Consider the following 23,563-nt stretch of genomic DNA (forward strand, 5'->3'; position numbering starts at 1 on the left):
TCTATGCCAGCATAACAAATTGATAGAAAACATTTAACATGAAAAAAACTTTACTTTTATTCTTATTATTACCTTTTTTAACGTTTGCTCAATTGAATCGTAATTACATCATTAGTTCAACCAGAACTGATGCAGATTTCAAAAATCTTGTTGAAGCAATTGAAAAACTGAAAAATGAGGGAATAGATAAAGATGTCCAGTTTCTATTAGATGATAATCAAAATTTATCTTCTCAATTAACAATTCCAAGCTTTAAGAACAAAAATAAAAACACAGTAACCATAAGACCCAATGATGGAAAAGAAATTATCATCTCTGGAAAAGTTGGTGGTGGAGCATTGATTGCATTTAATAACGCCGATTATATTACTATTGATGGAAATAATACTCTTGAGGACAACAAATTAAAAATTTACAATAACTTTGACGGCAATAGCTATTCTAGTCGAGTTGCAATTTGGCTGTATAAAAAGTCTGAGAACAATATCATTAAGAATTTAACCATCGAATTAAACACTTTGGGCGACGCAATAGGAACAACATCTACTGGTATTTTGGCCTCTGGAGACAGCTTCGACAGCAATGCAAATAATAGCAATAATACCATTCAAAATGTAACTTTTGTCAATGTTAAACAGGGTATAGTTGTAAAAGGTCAAAACAAAAACAATGAGGGATGGAAAATTTTAGACAATAAGATCGGCTCAAAAGCATTTTTAGGTATTTCTCTTTTAAATGTGAGCAATTATACTGTAACAGGAAATATCTTAAACGAAATAAAAATCCCTTCTAATTTTGATGGCACACTTAATTTTTCTGGTATATATCTAGAAGAGGCAAGTGATGGAACTGTTTCAAATAATACTATTTCAAATATAGAAAACCGCAGAGGTTACGGCATAGGTTATCCTGTTTATATTAAAGGAGATAACGTAATTATTTCTAAAAACATCATCTCTAATTACTTTTCAAATTCATCTAGTGTTGGAGCAATAGCAATTAAACTAGAAGGAAATAATGCTTCAATATTTAACAATAAAATTAGTTCTATAATTTCTGACCAAGCAGTAACTGCAAGCGGAATCTACGCAACAGGAAACAATCAATTACTATACAACAACTTTGTACTTGATGCAAGTTCGGCTGGAGGTGGCGGTGTAAGTAGTCAAAATGCCTTTGGTATTTATATTGATTCTGGTTCTAGTATTAAATTATATCACAATAGCGTAAAACTTATTACAAACCAACCTTCTGGATGCTCTTCTGCTTTATACGTAAGAGATGGTTCTGGACTAGATATTAGAAACAATATATTTGTAAATGCTCAAACATCAGGAAGCGAACGTTTTGCGATATATTTAGAATCTGCAGACGGTTCAAAATTCCCAACATTAGATTACAACAACTACTATAGTTCACAGTATGTAGGTACTTTTGGAAGCTATTACACTTCAGCAAACAAAAAAACTACTATTGACGATTGGAAACAAACAACAAATAAAGATACTAACTCTAAAAATGCAAATCCACTATTTCTAAACAACAGTTTATATTTAGACGCGAATAGTGCGATAAACAAAACTCTTATCGGAACTTTAATTGCAACTGTCACAACAGACATTGACAACAATACAAGAATAAAACCCTACATCGGAGCTCATGAGTTGGCGACTTGCGTACCAACAGGTGACCAAACTGCTTTTGGATCAAACATTTGGAATGGATATGTTTATAAATTAACAACCAATACCATGCCTCCAAATATTTCTTATCCGGCTTTACCAAGTACTAGTATTGCAACTTATATAGGAACTGTAACTGAAAACAAAAACTTTGATAGAAATATTGGAGGTGGTGCTGTTACTGGTCAAACTTCGAATTTTGCTTGTGATGATGCTCCTTCTGATCGATTCTTTGTACGATATAAAATGCTTGCTGATATTACTGAAGCTGGCGTATACAGTTTTGATATTGGAAGCGATGACGGGGTAAGACTATATATCGATGATGTAGCTACACCTCTTATATCACGATGGAATGGTCATGGCTACACTATGGATTATGCTACACAAGATTTAGCTATAGGCCAACATAAATTTGTTCTTGAGTATTATGAAGACGGAGGTGATTCAAGAGTTTCTTTTTTCTTTGGCATTCCAAAAGGAAATCCTTCTGAATATGGAGACAAAGTTTGGAACGTTTATGGTTATGTGAACAACGATATAACGTTAGCCAATGTAAGATATGCTGGTTATTATGTTGATCCAAATTTAAATCCCGATTCAACAAATTACTGGCCAAAAGATAAATCTCCTTCAGCTGCAACCATCTGGCAAGGTTCTCAAATACCAGACAACAATTTTACAGTGGTTTACAAACGTAAAGGTTTTGATTGTGGATTATACCAATTAAAACACATGAATCATGATGATGCCATTGAGCTTTACATCGATGATAAATTAATATTTTCTAACTATGGTTGGGATAATGCTACATATTTAATTAACAGTGGAGATCTTTACCCTTTAAACAGCGAGTCTAGAGTAGAGATACGCTTAAGAGAAGATGGGGGCGATGCTAACCTTGGAATTAATTTTACAAAAACAGATATTATTTACAATGGGACTGGAACTATTCCTGATGGAAGTAGCTTAGTAATCAATAAAGACACTGCTTTAGAATCTGATCTTAAAGTTTGCTCCTGCACGATTAATCCAGATATTACTCTAACCGTTAAAAAAGATGTTACCCTAACTGTTGATGAAAACATAAAAGTTGAAACAGGAGGTAAATTACTAATTCTAGACGGCGGATCATTACTTCAAACTTCAACAAGTAAAGACATGTTTTCTGGAAGCATGCAGGCATTTGAAATACAAAGAATTACCAAAGTACGACGTTTTGATCTGACGTATTGGTCACCACCAGTAAATAACCCAGATTTTAAAATGAATACTTTGTCTCCTGAAACCTATTTTGATAAATATCTTTACTGGTCTTCTGATTTCAAATGGGCAACCAATCTGTATGGAACATTGCCAATGGAAGTTGGAAAAGGATACAGTATTCGAGGCCCACAGTCTTTTAATAATGAATCGGCCTCTGCTTTTACAGGAAAATTCTTTGGAAAACCAAATAACGGAGATATTGTAATTCAAACCACCGCAGATAAATATTATTTTACTGGAAATCCTTATCCATCTGCTATTGATGCACGAAAATTTATTAAAGCAAATGGAGATGTCGGACCATTATATTTTTGGACACATGCATCGTTGCCAAAAAAAGAAAATGGTAGCAACACTGCTACATACAGCAGTCCAGATTATGCAATATTTACATCATTAGGAGGAACAAGAGCGACAACTGGAGGAGAAATGCCTTCTGGATATATTGGGGTAGGACAAGGCTTCTTTGTAAAACCAAAAGTAACTTCAATTATTTTCAACAATGATCTACGTGTAAAAGCACAAAATACACAGTTTTTCAAAACTACTGCGAAAGAAACCGAAACTGAAGTAAATCGCTTATGGTTAAATCTGAGTAATAATGAAGATGCTTTTAAACAGCTATTAATAGGATATGCAGAAGGCGCAACAAACACTTTCGATTATAATTATGATGCCGTTACACTAGCAGCTAATTCGTATGTAGATTTTTATACGATTAACGAAGCAAAAAAATTGGCTATTCAGGCAAGAGCTTTACCTTTTGACAATACAGAAATAATTCCTCTTGGCTATAAAGCAACTGTAGAAACTTCGCTTACAATCTCGATAGATCACGCAGACGGATTTTTCGACCAACAAGCAGTTTATCTTGAAGATAAAACAACAGGTATAGTAACAGATTTACGTGCTTCAAATTATACTTTTACAACTCTTGTCGGAACTTTTCCAGATCGTTTTGTATTACGTTATACTAACAAAACACTTGGCACAGATGATTTTGAAAATGTAGCGGATGGAGTTTTAGTAGCTGTAAAATCAAAAGTTGTAAATGTAACCAGTGGAACTGAAAACATTAAAGAAGTTCAGATTTATACTATTGGCGGTCAAATGCTTTACAACAAAAACAAAATTGAAGCTAAAGAATTGCAGATTCCAAACTTACATTCAAGCAATCAAGTTTTATTAGTAAAAGTAATTCTTGAAAATGGTCATGAAACAAAAAAGAAAATCATATTTAATTAATAGCAAAAACCCATCTTAAAAGATGGGTTTCTTGTTTTTATTTTTAAAATTCAGTTTTACAGCAATCGCACTGATAACGGTATTTTGAATAAAAAGGCATCAGAACAAAAAGCAGTGAAAAAATAAATGCAACTAATGATTTCGTATCTCTTAGTGAAGTAATCATTTCGACTTTTTCGGCACCGCAATTTGGGCATTGAATTAAATCATTCTTTTCATCTAATGAATATTGACTAACTGTCGAAAGAATTTCATTTGCTTTTTTAAAATCTTCTTCCCTCACAAAAAGCTTGACCCCACCAACAGCATTACTCCAAATCGGATTTGAATCTACTATGTGATTATCTCTTAAATAAACTTCTATTCCTTCAGATTCTAGCTTACCACAGAATATTTGGGCTTCTGATGAATATTGATAACTTCTAACTAATTTAAAATCTTCTTTCATACTTAAAAAACAAAATCTCTAACCAATTCTAAAACTTTATTAATCTCTTCCTGCGAATTATAACTATGAAGACAAAAACGTATACGTTCTTGGCCTTCTGGAACAATTGGAGAAAAAATAGATTGAACATCGAATCCTTTATCTTGAAGATTCTCCGACAATTCTTTTACATTCTTATTACCAGGAACAATAGCAGAATGTATTGGAGATTTACTATGTACAAACATTGGCTTTAATCCTAATAAATTTTTCTGCTGATTAAAAAGCACAATATTTTGACGAAGTTTTTCACGGGTTTCTTTTTCGATTTCCAACTGTTGATACGCTATAAAAATGGTTGCTACAGCATGAGGAGATAATCCAGTTGTATAAACAAAGCTTCTCGCAAAATTGATTAAATATTCTTTAAGACTATCACTTCCTAAAATTGCAGCGCCTTGACATCCTAAACCTTTTCCAAAAGTTACAATTCGAGCAAAAAATTTATTGTGCAATTGCAAATATTGAGTCAGACCTTCTCCTTTATCTCCAAAAACGCCTAAAGCGTGAGCTTCGTCAACAATCAAATAGCAATTGTATTTTTCTGAAAGATACACCAGTTCTTCTAAATTCGGACTATCGCCATCCATAGAAAAAACAGTTTCGGTTACAATATAAATTGTAGCATTTGAATGGTTAAGAATAAGTCGCTCTAAATCTTCAACATCATTGTGAATATAATAATGAGATTTAGCTCGAGACATTGCGATTCCATCTTTTATTGAGGCATGACATAATTCATCGCACAAAACAACATCATTTTCTTGCGGTACAGCGCTAAAAAATCCCAAATTGGCATTGTATCCCGAATTGAAAATTAAAGCCGCTTCTGCCTCATGAAATTCCGCTATAAAACTTTCTGCAATTTGATAAAGAGAATGATTTCCTGAGATTAATCTTGAACCTGTCGCTCCGTTTTGGAAAATCTCATTTTCTAATAAATAAGCATGAGTGTGCTTGAAAATAGTTTCTGACTTCGAAAATCCGATGTAGTCATTAGACGAAAAATCAATCAGATTATTAAATACAGGCAATTTTCTAAACAGATTGTTCTGTATACAAGTTTCCAATTTACGATTAAGATTTTCTGGCAGCTTCATAAAAACAAAGTTAGACAATTCATTTTAGAATAAAACAAGCAGCGAATTTCTGTGAAATTCGCTGCTTTTCTAAATTTAAATTGCGCTAATAAAAGGTGATTGATGACTATATTTAGATTCAACCATTTCTTTTACTAGAAATTTCGAAATATCTAATGCTGTAATTCTATCTCCTAAACAATCTTCAAGACTTACAGAGATTTTATCACTATCACCAGAAAAAACAATTAACGGAACACGAACCTGCGTCCAATTAACCTTACTGTTAGTTAAAAGATCGTAAGTTAATTGACGGTCTTTCTGAATTTCAGGAAAATTAGTTTTCATCCAGTTGGTTGCCATCGTTGTTTTTGGACTTTTTTTATCAAATGGAGTATCAATATTTAATCCTGCAAGAAGAATGTATCTCTGAATTTCATATTCATTCATAGCATTTAGAACATTCTTTGTTGCCTCACTCGCCACCATCGGTTCTCCCGGTCTCTGACCAATAGTGCTAATTACAGCCTGACAATCTCTAAGCAATAATTTTAAAGATTCTTCATTAATAGCATCGCCTTTAATGATTTCAATTTTTGAATTTTGAAAGGTAAAATTGTCTGGATTTCTTAATAGAAGTTTTACACTAAAACCGTTTTCTAATAATTGGTTTACAAGATATTTTCCTGTTCTTCCGCCACCGCCAAGAACAGCAACTTTTGATATATTTTTCATATATATTCTTTATAAAATTTGACATAAGTAATATATGCCCCGTCAAATAAGACGAAGCAATAACATAAAAGCTTACTGAGCTTTTACAATTGATCAAATATTTTATAAAGAGATTTTGATAGTTCAAAAGTACAGAAATAAAAAAAGCTAGACTTTAAATCTAGCTTTAAATGTATTTTTTTAACAGTTTAAAAGATTGTGTACGTCACCGTATTACTCGTCGTACTATTAATAGTATATTGAGTAGTCGCAGGATAACCGCGTTTTACAATATCACGTTCCGCAGCAGTAAGTGGCGACTCGCAACAGATTCCTAACCAAGGGGCCGTATATGTTGGACCAACAACGACATTTGTAGCTTCTATTGAAGCTTTAGTAACATTCTCAGAACTAGTAGTTAGAGACATTGTCCCAAAACTTAATGCAATTAGCAGTATTCCTAAAAAAACTTTTTTCATAATATTTTTTTTAAATGTTATTATACTTACAAACGTAGCTAATAATCAGTAAAATATTACAACTTTTAAAATGGTTTTTTATGTTTTTTTTGTTAATTTTCTGACATATAAAACACCAGACTCAAACAAAACAATACAAAAGGCAAATACGAACTATTGTATATTCTCTTTCTCCACCCATTTAAAATTTCCTTTCTCTGTAGCGTCAAGCAAATCAATATTAAGTTTGTTGGAAAGATCGAGAGAAAATTGAAATGCTGATTCTTTATCTTCAAAACTGTACATTTTATAATGTCTGTTTTTAACGTACCAAAGATTTGTCCCAAACTCACCATATCTATCTTCAAAAAAAGAAATATATTCAAACTCTCTAGCTTTCAATTTCACATCATAAGAAAATGGTCCAATAATGTATCTTGAAATTACTGTATTAGTCTCCGAGTTTATCAGCATATTTTTGGTTGCCGAAAATTTGAATCCATATACTAAACAATATGTTCCGCATAAAAGAAATGTAACAAAAGCTCTGATCGCTATTTTAATCGACACTTCAATAAAAGCAAAATATACAAACAAAACGATCATGTATATGAAAGCTCCAAAAAAAATTGATGCTAATAATAGCTCGTACCAAGCTCGTTTTCCAGTAAAAATCGAAATTTCATTTTCTTTTTTTTCTCCCATGTGCCAAAAATAAAAAAAGCCAGACAATGTTGTCTGGCTTTTCTGCTTATTTTGAAATTGTCTTAGTCAACTAATACAATTATCTTATTGTTTTTCATTTCGATTGTTCCTGACTTAATCTCTAAAGTATAAGTTTGGTCATTCACTCTCGTAAATTTATCAGCAGCCTCTTTAGAAAAACTGAAGCTTGGAGCTGCAATTTTAATTGTCCCTTCTTCTAAAATAGAAACAATTGGCGCGTGATGATTTAAAATCTGAAAACTTCCATTAACTCCTGGTAAAGTAACAGATGTTACCTCTCCTGAAAATAATTTCGCTTCTGGTGATACTATTTCTAAAATCATATTTTTTTTAGTTAATAGTTGATGGTTGATGGTTGATGGTTGCTTTCTAACAACTGACAACTAACAACTAACAACCAATATTATTATGCTTCAGCTAACATTTTCTCTCCAGCTTCGATTGCATCTTGAATAGAACCTTTCAAGTTGAAAGCTGCTTCTGGAAGGTGATCTAACTCACCGTCGATGATCATGTTAAATCCTTTGATAGTATCTTTAATATCAACTAATACACCTGGAATACCTGTAAATTGCTCTGCTACGTGGAATGGCTGAGACAAGAAACGTTGTACACGACGTGCTCTAGATACTGCAAGTTTATCTTCTTCAGATAACTCCTCCATACCTAAGATAGCGATGATATCTTGTAATTGTTTGTATTTTTGAAGAATTTCTTTTACTCTTTGTGCACAGTTGTAGTGCTCATCTCCTAAGATATGTGGAGTCAAAATTCTTGAAGTAGAATCTAACGGGTCAACCGCAGGATAGATACCTAACTCAGCAATTTTACGAGACAATACAGTTGTTGCATCTAAGTGCGCGAAAGTTGTAGCTGGCGCAGGGTCAGTTAAGTCATCCGCAGGAACGTAAACCGCTTGTACAGATGTAATAGATCCTTTGTTTGTAGATGTAATACGCTCTTGCATAGCACCCATCTCTGTTGCCAAAGTTGGCTGGTAACCTACTGCAGATGGCATACGACCTAAAAGTGCCGATACCTCAGAACCTGCTTGAGTAAAACGGAAGATATTATCAACGAAGAATAATACATCTTTACCTTGATCAGATCCAGCTCCATCACGGAAATACTCAGCGATAGATAATCCTGAAAGTGCCACACGTGCACGAGCTCCAGGTGGCTCATTCATTTGTCCGAAAACGAAAGTAGCTTTAGACTCTCTCATTCCTGGCATATCTACTTTAGATAAATCCCATCCTCCATTTTCCATAGAGTGCATGAAATCATCACCGTATTTAATAATTCCTGACTCTAACATCTCACGAAGCAAGTCATTTCCTTCACGTGTTCTTTCACCTACTCCAGCGAATACTGAAAGTCCACCGTGACCTTTTGCGATATTGTTGATCAACTCCTGAATCAATACTGTTTTACCAACACCAGCACCACCAAACAATCCAATTTTACCTCCTTTTGCGTAAGGCTCAATCAAATCGATTACTTTAATACCTGTGAATAAAACTTCAGATGAAGTTGATAAATCTTCAAATTTAGGAGCTTGTCTGTGAATAGGCAAACCGTTTTCTCCTGTTTTAGGTAAATTACCTAAACCGTCAATGGCATCTCCAACAACATTAAATAAACGTCCATATACGTCTGGACCGATTGGCATTTGGATTGGATTACCAGTTCCAACTACCTCATATCCTCTAGACAAACCGTCTGTAGAGTCCATAGAGATTGTACGAACAGTGTTTTCCCCAATGTGAGATTGTACTTCTAGAACTAAGATAGTTCCATCTTTTTTAGTGACTTCTAGTGAATCATAAATTTTTGGAAGTTCAACATCTTTACCGTTGAAAACTACGTCAACTACTGGTCCAATGATTTGAGCAACTTTTCCTATTACTTTTGACATTACTTATGTATTTATTAAATAGCTATTTAGGTTTATCGAAAATACCTCTTTTTTCAGAGCGCAAAGATAATTTTTTAAAATATAAAATCAATTTTTTTTTCATAAAAAATAGCATGATTTTGTTTGATTCATAAAACTTGCTCAAAAAATAACAAAAACAGCATTTTTTTAATAAAAGAAAAAAAACCGCTTCATCTGTAAAAATGAGCGGTTTTTTGATATTGTACTAATTCTTTAATTATAACTGTTTCGAAAATAGAACCTGATAATTACCAATATCTACACCTTTTAAGTTAGAACCATACTTAGCATTAATGGCCTGAATAAATTTATTAGCAATAAAAGCATACCCTCTTGGAGTAGGATGAACTCCGTCTAAAGAAAACATACCTCCAGTAACAAAAGTAGCTTTCAATGTAAAATTGTTCATTGTAATTCCGCTTGCTTTATTTAAATCAGACATAATCGATTCCGCATCAACAATTGCCAAACCATTTGCCTCAGCAGCTGCTTTTATAGTTGCATTATAAGCTGCGGTAGCTACTCCTATTTCATCTACTTCAGAAGGTAACAAAACATATCTATCTGGCAAAGGAAAAGTAACCCCTAATTGCGCTAAAGATGGCGAAGGCGAAGCGATTCCGTCTAAAGCCACACTTGGCGCCTTACCTATTCTTGTAGAAGCCCCTAAAACAATTAAATCAGTAGGCAATGCTTGTCTTGCTCTTCCAAAAATCATTCCCATTGCTGTAGCAGTATTAACATCTAATCCACCACCCATTAGCACTGCTTTTAAATTTGCTGACAAATCTGGCAATGTTTCATCTACAATCAATAACGGATTATTTCCTGTTGAAGACAGAAGCTTAATTCTATCACCCTGACCTAAAAATGCTAATGCATTATGCAAAGGACCATACAATTGTGCATTTAAAGCTGGAATCAAACTAACTCCTTTATCAGTTAAACTAGCTTGACTAAGTTGATTATAAGCAATTACATGAAAATGAGGAAGTGTTGTTATAACAGGAAGATTTGCCACAACACCTTTTCTTCCGCCAGCAACAAGCTGAGCAACCAAAGCTTTGTACGCACCGTCAAAAGTCGCAGGAGGAGTTAAAGGATTTACCGTAGGATCTCCACCAGCTGTTGCATACCCTAACTCATCATTACCTCCAATCCATAAAGAAAAGAAAGTAGGATTTTGACTTAAAGCATCAGCCAAAACAGTTGTTGTTGCACTAGATGCGAAACGAGCAAAATACGGATTTGCTGTTCCTGTAGCAACACCTGCAGCATTACCATAACCAGGAGCAAGCAAATGAAAGCTTTTTGCCCCAGGAACTCCTAAATTATTAAACGCCCCTGATAAATGCGCTGTAACCTCTGTAGTAGGTACTCCGTTTACAGGATCAACTGTTGAATTCGGATGTTCTGGTGTTATTGCTGTATTAAAATACAAACGCGGTCCGCTAATTATATTTCCTCCTAACAACAATCCACCTACATTATCATTTGCAAAAGGTGTTTTAAATTCACCTCCACCTACTAAAGCAAATTGCTGTGCTAAAATATTTGGGTAAGCTCCTTCTTGACCTTTAATAAACAAAGCATTATCACTAAATCCTGCCGCAAAAGAATCTCCTAAAGCAACATACTTCGAAAAATCTGCAGTTCCAGCAGTTAAAGGCTTACCATCAGACGACTCTACTACAGGAGTCACATCATCATCACTATTACAAGCCATAAAGGTTAACGAAACCAATACAAGCCACTTGAAATTTTTTATCATAATCTATATTTTTTATAATTATCTGTTTCTCGACATTGATCTAGAAACACAAATAATGAATTTGACTTAGAGTTAATAATCAATTATGGGTTAATAGTCCAAGAAGCAAAATATTGCTGTCCGATTAATCCAGCTCCAATAACTTGGTAATATTCTTTACCGCCAATATTAGCAGCTCCTAATTTTACAACAGATTTCAATTTTGGAATTCCATAATTTATTTGAGCATCAATTACTGTCGCAGATTTGATTGTACCATCTGCAAAGTTAGATTCCCATTCGTACTCGCTGTTCCATCTTCCACTTACATTAAATCCGAAGTTTTTGAATAATTTATCATTTCCAAGAGATACTTTAACTCTATGTTTTGGCGTATTAAATCCAGCCTCAAAACTTGGGTCTTTAGCTTGATCAAAATCAAATTGAGCATAATTATAGTTTAATCCTAATTCGAAATCGCTAATTATTTTTCTAGAAAGACCAACACCAAATCCTAATGAATGAATCTCTACATCTGAATTTGTATACAATTGATATGCTCTATATTCTCCGTTTTGAAGAGCTCTGATTGACTGAACACCTGGATCAGCAACTCCTGCAGCAATATTCGGATTATCTTGAGCCGTTCCATAGAAAGGAGAAACCACATTTAAATTACCAATAAAATTATTGTAGATATTATAGTATCCATTGATATCTATTGAAGTACCTTCAAAAATAGAACGATATCCAACCTCAAAGGCTTTTACTTCTTCTGGTTTCACATAATTAGCTCTTGATTTTTTCAATAACGCAGCCGCTGCGATAGGATCTGTTCCAGCCATTGCAGAAAACGCAGTTACAGAACTTGCCAAGTAAGAATTGCCATAAGCATCATTACCATTCATAATCTTTGTAGCGCTTCCAGCGTATAGCTGACCTTCTGCGCTAAGACTGAAAGTTTCATTAAATCTAGTTAAGTTATCTGGAGCAGAACCTAACAATACTGCATTACCAATATTAAATCCGATATATTGATCTTGAGTTGTCGGGTTTCTAAAACCTGTTTGAAAAGATCCTCTGAAATTATGATTTCTCTTTTCTCCAGCAGAATAAACAAGAGACAAACGAGGAGAGTAATTACCATCAAAGTTTTTAGATTTATCATAACGAAGCGATCCTGTAAACTTCATTCTATCATCCAAAAACTTTTTCATCAACTGTGCATAAGCTCCGTATTCATTATAATTAATCAAGCTAGTAGCATCTGTATAAATTCTTCCATGAGAATTTAACTCATAAGACCTAAAAGAACCTCCTACTTGAATTTCAGCAAATTTTATAATATCTCTGAAATTATAGTTTGCATCTGAGTGATACATTTTAGAATTATCCACCAATCTTGATCCGCTTAAAACATCTGGATCATTTATAACTTGATTAAATGCATTTTTAAATTCAGCCGTACCTGGTAAAAAGCGACCCGTATCTGCTGTAGATCTCGCCAAAGCATTGGCTTGTTGCGGATTCATACCTGCTAAAGTTCCTTGAATATAAGCTCCCGCATATTGTCCAAACCAAGTATTATCGTCTTTCCATTTTCTATTTACATTAATTCCTGTAAATACCATATCGTAAGAATGACCTCCATCCTCTCCTGTCATATACCCTCTCACGAAGAAGTTTTTTCCTCTTAACTCTAATTTATGCTGTTGCATAAAAAAGTCATTTAAATAATATCTGTTTGCTCCTTGGTAAACCGCATTTCCAGTTCCAAATTTACTCTGCCAGATAATTTCCAATCTTTCATCGCCAAAAGGTCTACCGTGCAAAGAGAAGTCAATCTTTTTGTTTGCCGCTTTATTATCTGTCAAATCAATCTCGTTATAACCCGTTCTACTAACATTTGAATTCGGAAGAAGATTAGATGCTCCAACAGGAATCAAGCCCATTGCTTCCAATTTTTGACCAACACCTCTAATATTTGTCGAAGCCTCATCACCATAAACGTTAATACCGTCATAGTTAGGATCTGTTCTATCAATACCTGCTCTCGTTTTATCATTATAATTTGTTGCATACCAATCTGTAGCTTGCATATAAGTAAAGTTTGCTTTTGCTGCAAAATATTTATTAAAAGCATGGGCGAATCGGATACCAAAATCATAAAAACTATTTGTTCCCGCAGCTTCTTGCGAAGTCGCACCATATTTAAAATAAGTTGAAACCCCCTGATTGGTAAACGGACTTTTACTTGTCATAAATAAAATTCCATTAAAAGCATTTGCTCCATACAAAGCAGATGATGCTCCCGGAAGCAACTCAACACTTTGAACGTCAATTTCTGAAACCCCAATCATATTCCCCAAAACGAAGTTTAATAATGGAGACGAGTTATCCATTCCATCTACCAACTGCATAAAACGAGTATTAGCCACAGTAGCAAATCCTCTCGTATTGATTGACTTGAATGACATACTACTAGTATTCATCTGCACTTCTTTCATGTTTTCTAAACCATCATAAAAAGAAGGAGAAGCCGTTTTTTTGATTTCCTGCACACCCATTCTTTCAATAGTTACAGGAGACTCTAGAATTCTTTCTGGTGTTCTCGATGCAGCAACAACGATTTCATCCAGTTTAGTTTCTTCATCTTTTAAAATCACATTCACTTTTTGATTTGCCGTTGTTACGCTTATCGTTTTAGTCTCAAATCCTACTGCAGAAACCTTTATAGACAAAGGCAATTTAGCATTAGTAGTTAATTTAAACGATCCGTCAAAATCAGTAGAAGTACCACTGTTTTCTCCGACAACAACAACATTGGCACCAGGGATAGATTGTTTGTTACCATCGGTAACCGAACCTGTAATTGTATTCTGTGCAAAGGACACTCCGCTGAATAACAACATAATTAGCAAGTAGACTCTCATTTTGGGTTAGTTTTTTGTTAGTATATATAGCCAAAATAAGCAAATATTTTAATATGCATAAAAAAATGTTAAATAAAATTGATATTTATCATTGTTTTGCACTATATTTTAACTATTCACTAATTGATTTTATTAAAATAAAAACAAAGAAAACCTAAAGAAAAATCAGTTTACTATGCATACATATAATATTTTATCAAAAAATTGAAAATTTCACAAAAATACATATGCGTAAAAAAATTATTGGCAATAAAAAAAAGCGAGACCTAAATCTCGCTTTTTTAACATATTTATATTTTGAAAAATAAACTTATTCTACCGTAACCGATTTTGCTAAGTTACGTGGCTGATCTACATTACAACCTCTCATTACAGCAATATAGTAAGAAAGCAATTGTAAAGGAATAGTAGTAACCAATGGCGACAATGCATCTGAAGTTTCTGGAATTTCGATTACATAATCAGCTAATTCACGAACCTGAGTATCACCTTTTGTAACGACTGCAATAATTTTACCGCTTCTTGATTTAATTTCCTGGATATTACTCACAATCTTGTCGTAATGTCCTTGTTTAGGCGCAATAACAATAACTGGCATATGTTCGTCAATTAAAGCAATTGGACCGTGTTTCATTTCAGCAGCTGGATAACCTTCTGCATGGATATATGAGATCTCTTTTAATTTCAATGCACCTTCTAATGCTACAGGAAAATTGTATCCTCTACCTAAATAAAGACAGTTTGGCGCATCTTTAAAAGCAGCAGCAATTTCTTTAGCTCTAGCATCAGTTTCTAACGCTTCAGACACTTTCTCAGGAATAATTTCTAATTCTTGTAGGTAAGTATGGAAATCTGTATTTGACAATGTTCCTTTTGCTTTTCCTAAACGTAAAGCAATCATAGTTAGAACTGTGATTTGAGTAGTAAACGCTTTTGTAGAAGCTACTCCAATCTCTGGTCCTGCGTGTGTATAAGCACCAGCATGACTTTCTCTAGAAATAGAAGAACCCACTACGTTACAAACTCCAAATACAAACGCTCCGTTTTCTTTAGCCAGTTTAATAGCTGCCATAGTATCTGCAGTTTCCCCAGATTGTGAAATAGCAATAACTACGTCATCTTTATTTATAATTGGGTTTCTGTATCTAAACTCAGAAGCATATTCTACTTCAACAGGAATACGTGTAAATTCCTCAAAGATATATTCTGCTACTAACCCTGCGTGCCAAGAAGTTCCGCAAGCAACAATTAAAATTCTTTTTGCGTTTAAAAATTTCTCTAGATTATCCTCTACACCGGCCATCTGAACAATTCCTTCATTAGCATGAAGTCTTCCTCTGTAAGTATCTTTAATTACGCTTGGCTGTTCGTAGATTTCTTTAAGCATGAAATGATCATACCCGCCTTTTTCAATCTGCTCCAAGTTCATTTGAAGTTCTTGAATGTAAGGATCCACCAAAGAGTCATCTTGGATTTTTCTAATTTTGATTGGCTTATGCAATCTGATATTTGCCATTTCGCCATCTTCTAAATAAACTGCATTAGAAGTGTACTCGATAAACGGTGAAGCATCAGAAGCAACAAAATACTCCCCTTCTCCAACTCCAATTGCCAACGGACTTCCTAATCTAGCCGCTACAATTTCGTTTGGATTTTTTCGATCAAAAACAGCAATTGCATACGCACCTACAACTTGGTTTAATGCAACCTGGACAGCTTTACCTAATTTAATATTTTCTTTCTTCTGAACCTCTTCTATTAAATTAACTAAAACTTCAGTATCTGTATCCGACTTAAAAGTATATCCTCTTTTGATAAGCTCTTCTTTCAAAGGAGCATAATTCTCAATAATTCCGTTATGGATAATTGCCAAATCTCCAGAATTAGAAAGATGAGGGTGAGAATTCACGTCATTTGGAACCCCGTGAGTTGCCCAACGCGTATGTCCAATTCCAATGTTACCAATTGTCGAAAAACCCTCATTAGCTTTAGCTTCAAGATCAGAAACTTTTCCTTTGGTTTTACAAACTTTAATTCCCGATTCGTCGTCATACAACATAACGCCGGCACTATCATATCCTCTGTACTCAAGACGCTTTAATCCTTTTATTACAATAGGATAGGCATCTCGGTGACCGATATATCCAACAATTCCACACATATATATTTATTAATTTGGTTTCGTGTAGTAGACTTCAAGTTTCAATCTTTTATCATCTGAAACAGAAGTTTTTCCGCCATATAAGACCGTACCTAAAGGACTCATAACTGATGTTCTTGGCACTGCAGATATAACCTCATTTTTATTCTTCAACGCATTAAACGCAAGTACTGCCGGACTTTGAGAAACAACTAGACCTAAATCAACATTTTTTGCCGTCGCATCTTTTATCAAATTACGAATATGTCCTGTAATTCTAATTTTATAACTTTTTCCTCTTTTATCAGAATCAAGAGTAATTAATCCTCCATAGGTAGATGAAGCATCTGTAGAATAATCAACTAAAACGGCATTATTTGTCAAATCGTATAAATAGATTCTATTTGGCTCTCCTGTACCCTTCATTTTATCAGCATCGATGTAGAAAACTAAATTAGCTTCGTTAACTTTCCAGTTTTTAACCGTAGCATTACTTCTTATTTCGTCCAATTCATCAGGAACCCCATTTGCTCCATTCACTACTTCGCCTTTAGCATTATAACTCAACACATCTGTTGGATTAAAAAGTTTTATAACCGCCAAAGACCCTTGACCTCCGTTTAAATAAAGCTTTTCATCTCCTTCTGTCTTATTTACGCTTGTAGTTATAGCACTTGCATAATCTGCATTTCGAACATAATCAAGAAAATTAGCGGTACTAGACGTAAGTGCACTTACTCCCTTTAAGTTCAAAACTATAGATTTATTCTCCATAGTGCTATCCTCATCTGTTGTAGATTCTGTTTTAGCTTTGTAATAAATTGTAATCTTACCATCACTAAAATTTATCAGCCCCATATTGCTTGGATTGGATCCTGATTTTTCGACATTAAAATACAACCCTCTAAAATATTCCTGAAAGAGATCTTCTGTAGAAAGTTTCGAAGCAGCAGCATTTAATATCTTATTTTGAAAAAATTGTTTATTAAGCAGCATCGTCATTTGAGGCTTTTTCCTATCTGTAGTCACAACTTTAGTATCAGGATCAGTCGTTTTAATTACAATTTCTTTAGCATCAAAATAGAACTCATCATTTTGCAGGACATTTCCATCATTTAATCTTGCTCCAATTTTTTTATTACTAAATTCACTATTCTGATCTGTATAATAATACTGAGGCAATTGATTACCACCGCTAAAATAACTAGTTCTCATCTGAATCCCAGACTCATAAATACTTAACTTAAATTTTCCGTTTTTATCACCATAAATAGAATCTAACTCATAGGTGCTGTCTCCTTTTTCATTAGTAGCTGTCACGTGACTATAATAAGGAATTTCTATTTTAACACTATCAACTACAGGAGAAGCTCCAATTGTTGGAGAATAAGTAGCAAGTCCTAGTTGGGTAACAAAATTTGCAGTCGTAGTTCCAAAAAGCGGATTGTCAAAAATACCAAGAGCATTATTTGGCGACATATTACTTGACTGAATAGGAGTCACTTCTTGATTATATGCTAAAACGTCGTATTTTACAGCTTCAAGTCCAAAATGATCATCACCAACTAAACCCTCACCAATCGCATTAAAATCTTTGTCACAAGAATATAAAAAAACAGCCATTACAGCTAAAAGAGTTTTCTTAAAAAAAGAAGTTCTATACATGTCTAATAATAAAATTAAAATTTAAAGTCCAAATGTTCTGTAGAAATTTGTATAAGCGTCAGCAAATGCATCTTTCGTGGCGAAAGGTAAAAAAGGTTTTCCTGAAGATTCTATAAATTTTGTTAAACTTGGGGAAACATTTTCTGACGCAATGATTACGCCATCAGAATGTAAAATACTCGCTTTTAAAACGTTCTCATAATTTGGCACTTCTAAATCTGATACTGCTTCATGAGGAACACCATCAAATTTAACTTTATTTATCATTTCTAAGTCTAAGTTCTCATCAAACGATTGCCCGTAAACAGAAGTAATAATTTTCGTTTCAGAAAACAATGCTTCATGTTTATAATAATGCTTCATATATATAGGAAGCATTGCCGCAAGCCAGCCATGAACATGTATAATATCCGGAACCCAGTTTAATTTTTTTACGGTCTCAACAACACCTTTGGCAAAGAAAATTGCTCTTTCATCATTATCAGGGTATAAAGCACCTTCTTCATCTGTAAAAGTCGCTTTACGTTTGAAATATTCATCATTATCGATAAAATAAACCTGAATTCTTTCTTTTGGAATCGATGCTACTTTAATAATCAATGGCATATCTAAGTCATTCACTACCAAATTCATCCCTGAAAGTCTTATCACTTCATGCAATTGATGTCTTCTCTCATTTATATTCCCATATCTAGGCATGAAAATTCTTATCTGGCCGCCTTGGTCATTAATCATTTTCGGAACGTCATAAGACATTAAAGAAACCTCATTTTCAGCCAAGTAAGGCACGACTTCAGATGATACATATAATATCCTCTTATCTTTCATAATAGTATTTTACTTAATTTTGGTAATAAAAACGTCGCAAAATTACAAAATTTTATGCAGTTTATAACTAATATATTATGTTTGCATAAATTTTAATAATACCTCAATGCATATTTTCTACAGTAAAGCAGCGTTGATAGCCTATCTTAAAACTATCAAAACCGCAAATTCAACTATCGGATTTGTACCTACAATGGGCGCTTTACACCAAGGACATTTGGCTTTAATGCAACGTTCGCTGAAAGAAAACAACGACACCGTAGTAAGTATTTTTGTCAATCCAACTCAATTTAATAATGCTGAAGATTTAGCAAAATATCCTAGGACACTAGAAGAAGATGTTAAGAAAATGCGTACATTAAGCGATAAAATTATTTTATACGCTCCTTCGGTTGATGATATTTATGAAGGAAATACCGTTTCGCAGACTTTTGATTTTGATGGATTAGAAAACCAGATGGAAGGAAAATTCCGTCCAGGTCATTTTAATGGTGTCGGAACAATTGTAAAACGCCTTTTCGAAATCGTAACGCCAACCAATGCTTATTTTGGCGAAAAAGATTTTCAGCAGCTTCAAATTGTTAAAAAATTAGTCGAAAAAACAGGATTGCCAGTAAATATTGTGGGCTGTCCGATTTTTAGAGAAGAAAATGAACTTGCCATGAGTTCGCGAAACGAACGTCTAACTTCTCAAGAAAGAAAAGACGCTTCTATTATTTACAAAGTTTTGACAGAGGCAAAAGAGATTTTCCAAAATCATAGTCCGCAAGAAACAATCGAATTTGTAGAAAATTCTTTCAAAGACAACAAGGAATTTGAACTGGAGTATTTTGTTATTGCTGACGAATCTACACTTTTATCTATCGATCAGAAAGAGAATGATAAAAAATATCGAGCATTTATAGCGGTATTTGTTAATTCTATAAGACTGATTGACACCATTTCATTAAATTAATCTAACTTTGCATCATGCAAATTCAAGTTATAAAATCAAAAATTCATCGAGTTAAAGTAACCGGAGCCGATTTAAATTATATTGGCAGTATTACTATTGATGAAACTCTACTAGAGGCTTCAAACATTATTGAAGGCGAAAAAGTATCTATTGTTAACATTAATAATGGCGAGCGTTTTGAAACTTACGCTATTAAAGGCGAAAAAAATTCAGGAGAAATTACTTTAAATGGTCCTGCAGCTAGAAAAGTACAAAAAGATGATATCATCATTATTATTTCTTATGCTACACTGGATTTTGAAGAAGCAAAAACCTTCAAGCCTTGGATCATTTTCCCAAATGAAAACGACAATTCTTTAACCTAAGATTTTCTTTTTCTTACCGAATTCCCCTACTTTGTCAAAAGTCAATTTTGCACAAAAAATCCTTCTTTTGTCCTAATCGAAAAATGATTTTGGCGCTAAAACACTCTACTTCAATTTTTAAACCACTTAGCAAAGAAGCAAATAAAATAGTATATTGCTACACTATTTTCAATACTTTTTTAATTCACTGAAATGCCACAAATCATGAAAAAAGTTTACCTACTATTTTTATTAATTTCATTTTCGTCGTTTGCCCAAAAAACGTTCGACAACATTAAATCGGAGAAACTCGGAGAAGAACGCAGAATTACAATCGGACTTCCTGCTTCTTACGAAACCAATAAAGACAAAAAATATCCGGTTCTATATTTATTGGATGGAGATTATTTATTTGATCCGTTTTCAGGAGCCGTTAGTTACGGAACTTATTGGGATGACATTCCAGAAATGATTATCATCGGAATTCATCAAAATAAAGATGGAGAGCGTTACGACGACTCAACAATTGATCAAAATGAAGGTCTTCCGTTTGAAAAAGGCGCAAAATTTTTCGAATTCATCGGAGCTGAGTTAGTGCCATATATTGAAAAAAAATATCGCACCTCACCTTTTAGGCTTATTGCAGGTCACGATGTAACAGCAAGTTTTGCTAATTTTTATTTGTATAAGGAAATGCCACTTTTTAATGCATACATCTGTTTAAGCCCTGAGCTTGCTCCAAAAATGGAAGTGCGCATTGCAGAGAAGTTTGCCAAAGTAAAAAAACCAATTTTCTATTACCTTTCTGCTGGAGAAGGCGATATTAAAAAAATTAAAGAGCCAATAGATAAATTAAACAGTAATATTAAAATTGCTAATAATCCGTTAGTGAATTATAAATATGATGTATTTAAAGGCGCAACACATTATACAGAAGTATTGCATTCTATACCAAGTGCATTGTACCATATTTTTGAAGCTTATCGACCTATAAATTCTGCCGAATACAACGACAAAATTGCGGTTCTTCAAGAAGGTTACGCTGAATATTTAGAAAAAAAATACGCTGACATGTCTGAAGTTTTAGGCGTTCAGATTCCAGTTCGAATGAGCGATTTTAAAGTAGTGGAAAGTCTTATTTTAAAAAGAAATGCATACAGCGAACTAGGAAAAATGGCAGAAATAGGAAATGTAAATTACCCGAAAGCCATGTTAGGAGAATATGAGTTAGGATTAATGTATGAAAAACAAGGCGATCCTAAACACGCATCAAGAAAATACCAAAATGCTTCGCAAATGGAGCCAATTGGCGATTTGAATAAAGACTTGATGTATGAGAAAATTGACGAAATGAATACACTTGCCAAAAAAAGTAAATAATGTCAAAAGTTAAAACTTCCTTTTTCTGCCAAAACTGCGGAACTCAATATGCCAAATGGCAAGGGCAATGCAACGCGTGCAAAGAATGGAATACGATTGCCGAAGAAATAATTCAGAAACAGGATAAGGTTGCTTGGAAAAGCGAACCTACTCCAACAAGCAAAGCGCCAAAACCTTTAAAGATTAACGAGATTGATTCTGCTCAAGAAGTTCGAATGGACACAACTGACAGCGAATTGAATCGTGTTTTAGGAGGCGGACTTGTTCCTGGGTCTTTAACGCTTTTGGGCGGTGAACCCGGCATCGGAAAAAGTACACTTTTACTTCAAGTTTCTCTTAAATTACCATATAAAACATTATATGTTTCTGGTGAAGAAAGTCAGAAACAGATAAAAATGCGTGCAGAAAGAATTACGCCAAACAGCGACAATTGTTATATTCTTACTGAAACTAAAACGCAAAATATCTTCAAACAAATTGAAACCATTCAGCCTGAAGTAGTCATAATTGACTCTATTCAGACTTTACACACCGATTATATCGAATCGACTGCTGGAAGTATTTCTCAGATTCGCGAAACCACAGCAGAATTAATCAAATTTGCTAAAGAAAGTAATATTCCGGTAATCTTGATTGGGCATATTACCAAAGACGGAAACATCGCTGGTCCAAAAATTTTGGAACATATGGTAGATACCGTTTTGCAGTTTGAAGGCGATAGAAACCATATTTACCGAATTTTACGTTCGCTAAAAAACCGTTTTGGTTCAACATCAGAACTTGGAATTTACGAAATGCTTGGTAGCGGATTACGAGAAGTTAGCAATCCTTCTGAGATCCTGATTTCTCATAAAGACGAAGAATTATCTGGAACAGCAATTGCCACAACTCTTGAAGGCATGCGTCCGTTGATGATCGAAATACAGTCTTTAGTGAGTACAGCTGTTTATGGAACACCTCAACGAAGTACAACGGGTTACAACGCCAAAAGACTAAACATGATTTTGGCTGTCTTAGAAAAAAGAGCTGGATTTCGTTTAGGTGCAAAAGATGTTTTCTTGAATGTTACGGGAGGAATTTCTGTTGACGATCCTGCCATTGACTTGGCTGTTGTTGCCGCAATTTTATCGTCTAATGAAGATATTCCTGTTGGAAAAGGTTTCTGTTTTGCTGGCGAAGTCGGACTTTCTGGCGAAATTCGTCCTGTAAACCGTGTGGATCAGCGCATTCAAGAAGCTGAAAAATTAGGTTTCGATACTATCTTTGTTTCTAAATACAACAAAATTGCTTTAAAGAATACAGGAATTAAAATTGAATTGGTTGCAAAAATTGAAGATGTTGCAAGCATTCTTTTTGGATAAATTCAGCATATCAATTATAAAAAAAATCCTGCTCAATAGTTTAATAAACTTATGAGCAGGATTTTATACTTTTAAAAGTACTAAAATTTCACAAATCTAAAACTTCCTTCAGTAACTGTAAATGTTTTTCCGTTTGAAGTTCCTGAAAAACTAAAAGTTCCTTCAATTTTTTTATCATCATTAGTAATGATGTTTAGCGTTCCAGATGTAGCGTTGACATTTTCTATTTCTGGCATAAAACTAAAACTTGCTTGATAAGTAGTTGTAAGATTTGACAAATCATAAACTATTGGATGACTTCCCGTTTTAATATCTAAAGGTGTCCATAAAGAGATTTTTTTATATGTATTGTCAATTCCTGAACTTCCCATAATATTTACACTTCCAGAAGTAATTATGGCAGGCTCAGAAAAAGTATAATCTTTTTCATTATATTTAAATTTCATAAATCCTTCTTGGCTTTCTGGACTATCCGAATCATCAGACGAATTATCACTACTGCAAGAAGACAACACTAATGCAAAAACTGCAAAAGACAAAAACATAACTTTTTTTAAATTTTTCATTTCACTGGTTTTTATTGTTTAATAGCACAAATATATAGGGCATAT

Annotated in this window: 18 protein-coding genes; 5 read left to right on the plus strand and 13 right to left on the minus strand. The window is 33.8% G+C overall.

Annotated features, from left to right (window positions below):
• Positions 1–38 precede the first annotated feature (38 nt).
• The gene (locus AC1Q5Z_RS08385; protein WP_492444324.1) at positions 39–4,193 is read left to right on the plus strand and encodes a DUF8693 domain-containing protein; all 4,155 of its coding nucleotides are present in this window, start codon (positions 39–41) and stop codon (positions 4,191–4,193) included.
• Between the two features lie 43 nt (positions 4,194–4,236).
• On the opposite strand, the gene AC1Q5Z_RS08390 is transcribed toward AC1Q5Z_RS08385, so the two are convergent.
• The 12 genes from AC1Q5Z_RS08390 to AC1Q5Z_RS08445 form a co-directional block, all read right to left on the minus strand.
• Positions 4,237–4,641 carry a putative signal transducing protein gene (locus AC1Q5Z_RS08390; RefSeq protein ID WP_492444326.1) on the minus strand — a complete coding sequence of 135 codons (405 nt, stop codon included), beginning with the start codon at positions 4,639–4,641 and terminating at the stop codon, positions 4,237–4,239.
• A gap of 2 nt (positions 4,642–4,643) precedes the next feature.
• Positions 4,644–5,780: an aminotransferase class I/II-fold pyridoxal phosphate-dependent enzyme gene (locus AC1Q5Z_RS08395; RefSeq protein ID WP_492444328.1), complete on the minus strand. Its 1,137-nt coding sequence runs from the start codon at positions 5,778–5,780 to the stop codon at positions 4,644–4,646.
• Positions 5,781–5,855: 75 nt separating this feature from the next.
• Positions 5,856–6,494, minus strand: a complete 639-nt coding sequence (locus AC1Q5Z_RS08400) for an NAD(P)-dependent oxidoreductase (RefSeq protein ID WP_492444330.1) — start codon at positions 6,492–6,494, stop codon at positions 5,856–5,858.
• Between the two features lie 188 nt (positions 6,495–6,682).
• The gene (locus tag AC1Q5Z_RS08405; RefSeq protein ID WP_198855238.1) at positions 6,683–6,952 is read right to left on the minus strand and encodes a hypothetical protein; all 270 of its coding nucleotides are present in this window, start codon (positions 6,950–6,952) and stop codon (positions 6,683–6,685) included.
• 153 nt (positions 6,953–7,105) lie between these two features.
• Complete coding sequence (locus AC1Q5Z_RS08410; protein ID WP_492444332.1) at positions 7,106–7,636, minus strand: hypothetical protein; 531 nt, start codon at positions 7,634–7,636, stop codon at positions 7,106–7,108.
• Between the two features lie 62 nt (positions 7,637–7,698).
• Positions 7,699–7,980 carry a FoF1 ATP synthase subunit delta/epsilon gene (locus AC1Q5Z_RS08415; RefSeq protein WP_177211684.1) on the minus strand — a complete coding sequence of 94 codons (282 nt, stop codon included), beginning with the start codon at positions 7,978–7,980 and terminating at the stop codon, positions 7,699–7,701.
• Positions 7,981–8,063: 83 nt separating this feature from the next.
• The gene (gene atpD / locus AC1Q5Z_RS08420; protein WP_198855236.1) at positions 8,064–9,575 is read right to left on the minus strand and encodes a F0F1 ATP synthase subunit beta; all 1,512 of its coding nucleotides are present in this window, start codon (positions 9,573–9,575) and stop codon (positions 8,064–8,066) included.
• 238 nt (positions 9,576–9,813) lie between these two features.
• Positions 9,814–11,367 carry an SGNH/GDSL hydrolase family protein gene (locus tag AC1Q5Z_RS08425; RefSeq protein ID WP_198855235.1) on the minus strand — a complete coding sequence of 518 codons (1,554 nt, stop codon included), beginning with the start codon at positions 11,365–11,367 and terminating at the stop codon, positions 9,814–9,816.
• 83 nt (positions 11,368–11,450) lie between these two features.
• Positions 11,451–14,279, minus strand: a complete 2,829-nt coding sequence (locus AC1Q5Z_RS08430; RefSeq protein WP_492444335.1) for a TonB-dependent receptor domain-containing protein — start codon at positions 14,277–14,279, stop codon at positions 11,451–11,453.
• A gap of 310 nt (positions 14,280–14,589) precedes the next feature.
• Positions 14,590–16,440 (minus strand): glutamine--fructose-6-phosphate transaminase (isomerizing), encoded by a 1,851-nt coding sequence (gene glmS / locus AC1Q5Z_RS08435; RefSeq protein WP_198855233.1) that lies wholly within the window; start codon positions 16,438–16,440, stop codon positions 14,590–14,592.
• 9 nt (positions 16,441–16,449) lie between these two features.
• Positions 16,450–18,084, minus strand: coding sequence for a BamH family beta-barrel-assembly machinery protein (gene bamH, locus AC1Q5Z_RS08440; RefSeq protein WP_492444337.1), 1,635 nt, complete (start codon positions 18,082–18,084; stop codon positions 16,450–16,452).
• 21 nt (positions 18,085–18,105) lie between these two features.
• Positions 18,106–18,912: a glycogen/starch synthase gene (locus AC1Q5Z_RS08445; protein WP_095930313.1), complete on the minus strand. Its 807-nt coding sequence runs from the start codon at positions 18,910–18,912 to the stop codon at positions 18,106–18,108.
• Between the two features lie 106 nt (positions 18,913–19,018).
• On the opposite strand from AC1Q5Z_RS08445, the gene panC reads away from it, so the two are divergent.
• From panC to radA, 4 genes are all read left to right on the plus strand, one after another.
• Complete coding sequence (gene panC / locus AC1Q5Z_RS08450; protein WP_343584890.1) at positions 19,019–19,867, plus strand: pantoate--beta-alanine ligase; 849 nt, start codon at positions 19,019–19,021, stop codon at positions 19,865–19,867.
• A gap of 14 nt (positions 19,868–19,881) precedes the next feature.
• Positions 19,882–20,232, plus strand: coding sequence for an aspartate 1-decarboxylase (gene panD / locus AC1Q5Z_RS08455; RefSeq protein ID WP_008465481.1), 351 nt, complete (start codon positions 19,882–19,884; stop codon positions 20,230–20,232).
• 204 nt (positions 20,233–20,436) lie between these two features.
• Entirely contained in the window at positions 20,437–21,591 is a 1,155-nt protein-coding gene (locus AC1Q5Z_RS08460) for an alpha/beta hydrolase (RefSeq protein ID WP_343584888.1), read from the plus strand.
• Positions 21,591–22,952, plus strand: coding sequence for a DNA repair protein RadA (gene radA, locus AC1Q5Z_RS08465; RefSeq protein WP_198855229.1), 1,362 nt, complete (start codon positions 21,591–21,593; stop codon positions 22,950–22,952). Before AC1Q5Z_RS08460 ends, radA begins: the two co-directional genes overlap by 1 nt.
• Before the next feature lie 80 nt (positions 22,953–23,032).
• Here the strand turns inward: radA and AC1Q5Z_RS08470 are convergent, their stop codons facing one another.
• A complete protein-coding gene (locus tag AC1Q5Z_RS08470) occupies positions 23,033–23,518 on the minus strand; it encodes a DUF6252 domain-containing protein (protein ID WP_343584885.1) in 486 nt (161 codons plus the stop codon).
• Positions 23,519–23,563: the final 45 nt, after the last annotated feature.

This window comes from Flavobacterium sp. GW823-FHT06G12, from assembly GCF_058794775.1.

Excerpts from the sequence above, each read along its gene's own strand:
- AC1Q5Z_RS08385 (WP_492444324.1), top strand. The coding sequence starts at position 39 with ATGAAAAAAACTTTACTTTTATTCTTATTATTACCTTTTTTAACGTTT.
- AC1Q5Z_RS08390 (WP_492444326.1), bottom strand. The coding sequence starts at position 4,641 with ATGAAAGAAGATTTTAAATTAGTTAGAAGTTATCAATATTCATCAGAA.
- AC1Q5Z_RS08395 (WP_492444328.1), bottom strand. The coding sequence starts at position 5,780 with ATGAAGCTGCCAGAAAATCTTAATCGTAAATTGGAAACTTGTATACAG.
- AC1Q5Z_RS08400 (WP_492444330.1), bottom strand. The coding sequence starts at position 6,494 with ATGAAAAATATATCAAAAGTTGCTGTTCTTGGCGGTGGCGGAAGAACA.
- AC1Q5Z_RS08405 (WP_198855238.1), bottom strand. The coding sequence starts at position 6,952 with ATGAAAAAAGTTTTTTTAGGAATACTGCTAATTGCATTAAGTTTTGGG.
- AC1Q5Z_RS08410 (WP_492444332.1), bottom strand. The coding sequence starts at position 7,636 with ATGGGAGAAAAAAAAGAAAATGAAATTTCGATTTTTACTGGAAAACGA.
- AC1Q5Z_RS08415 (WP_177211684.1), bottom strand. The coding sequence starts at position 7,980 with ATGATTTTAGAAATAGTATCACCAGAAGCGAAATTATTTTCAGGAGAG.
- atpD (WP_198855236.1), bottom strand. The coding sequence starts at position 9,575 with ATGTCAAAAGTAATAGGAAAAGTTGCTCAAATCATTGGACCAGTAGTT.
- AC1Q5Z_RS08425 (WP_198855235.1), bottom strand. The coding sequence starts at position 11,367 with ATGATAAAAAATTTCAAGTGGCTTGTATTGGTTTCGTTAACCTTTATG.
- AC1Q5Z_RS08430 (WP_492444335.1), bottom strand. The coding sequence starts at position 14,279 with ATGAGAGTCTACTTGCTAATTATGTTGTTATTCAGCGGAGTGTCCTTT.
- glmS (WP_198855233.1), bottom strand. The coding sequence starts at position 16,440 with ATGTGTGGAATTGTTGGATATATCGGTCACCGAGATGCCTATCCTATT.
- bamH (WP_492444337.1), bottom strand. The coding sequence starts at position 18,084 with ATGTATAGAACTTCTTTTTTTAAGAAAACTCTTTTAGCTGTAATGGCT.
- AC1Q5Z_RS08445 (WP_095930313.1), bottom strand. The coding sequence starts at position 18,912 with ATGAAAGATAAGAGGATATTATATGTATCATCTGAAGTCGTGCCTTAC.
- panC (WP_343584890.1), top strand. The coding sequence starts at position 19,019 with ATGCATATTTTCTACAGTAAAGCAGCGTTGATAGCCTATCTTAAAACT.
- panD (WP_008465481.1), top strand. The coding sequence starts at position 19,882 with ATGCAAATTCAAGTTATAAAATCAAAAATTCATCGAGTTAAAGTAACC.
- AC1Q5Z_RS08460 (WP_343584888.1), top strand. The coding sequence starts at position 20,437 with ATGAAAAAAGTTTACCTACTATTTTTATTAATTTCATTTTCGTCGTTT.
- radA (WP_198855229.1), top strand. The coding sequence starts at position 21,591 with ATGTCAAAAGTTAAAACTTCCTTTTTCTGCCAAAACTGCGGAACTCAA.
- AC1Q5Z_RS08470 (WP_343584885.1), bottom strand. The coding sequence starts at position 23,518 with ATGAAAAATTTAAAAAAAGTTATGTTTTTGTCTTTTGCAGTTTTTGCA.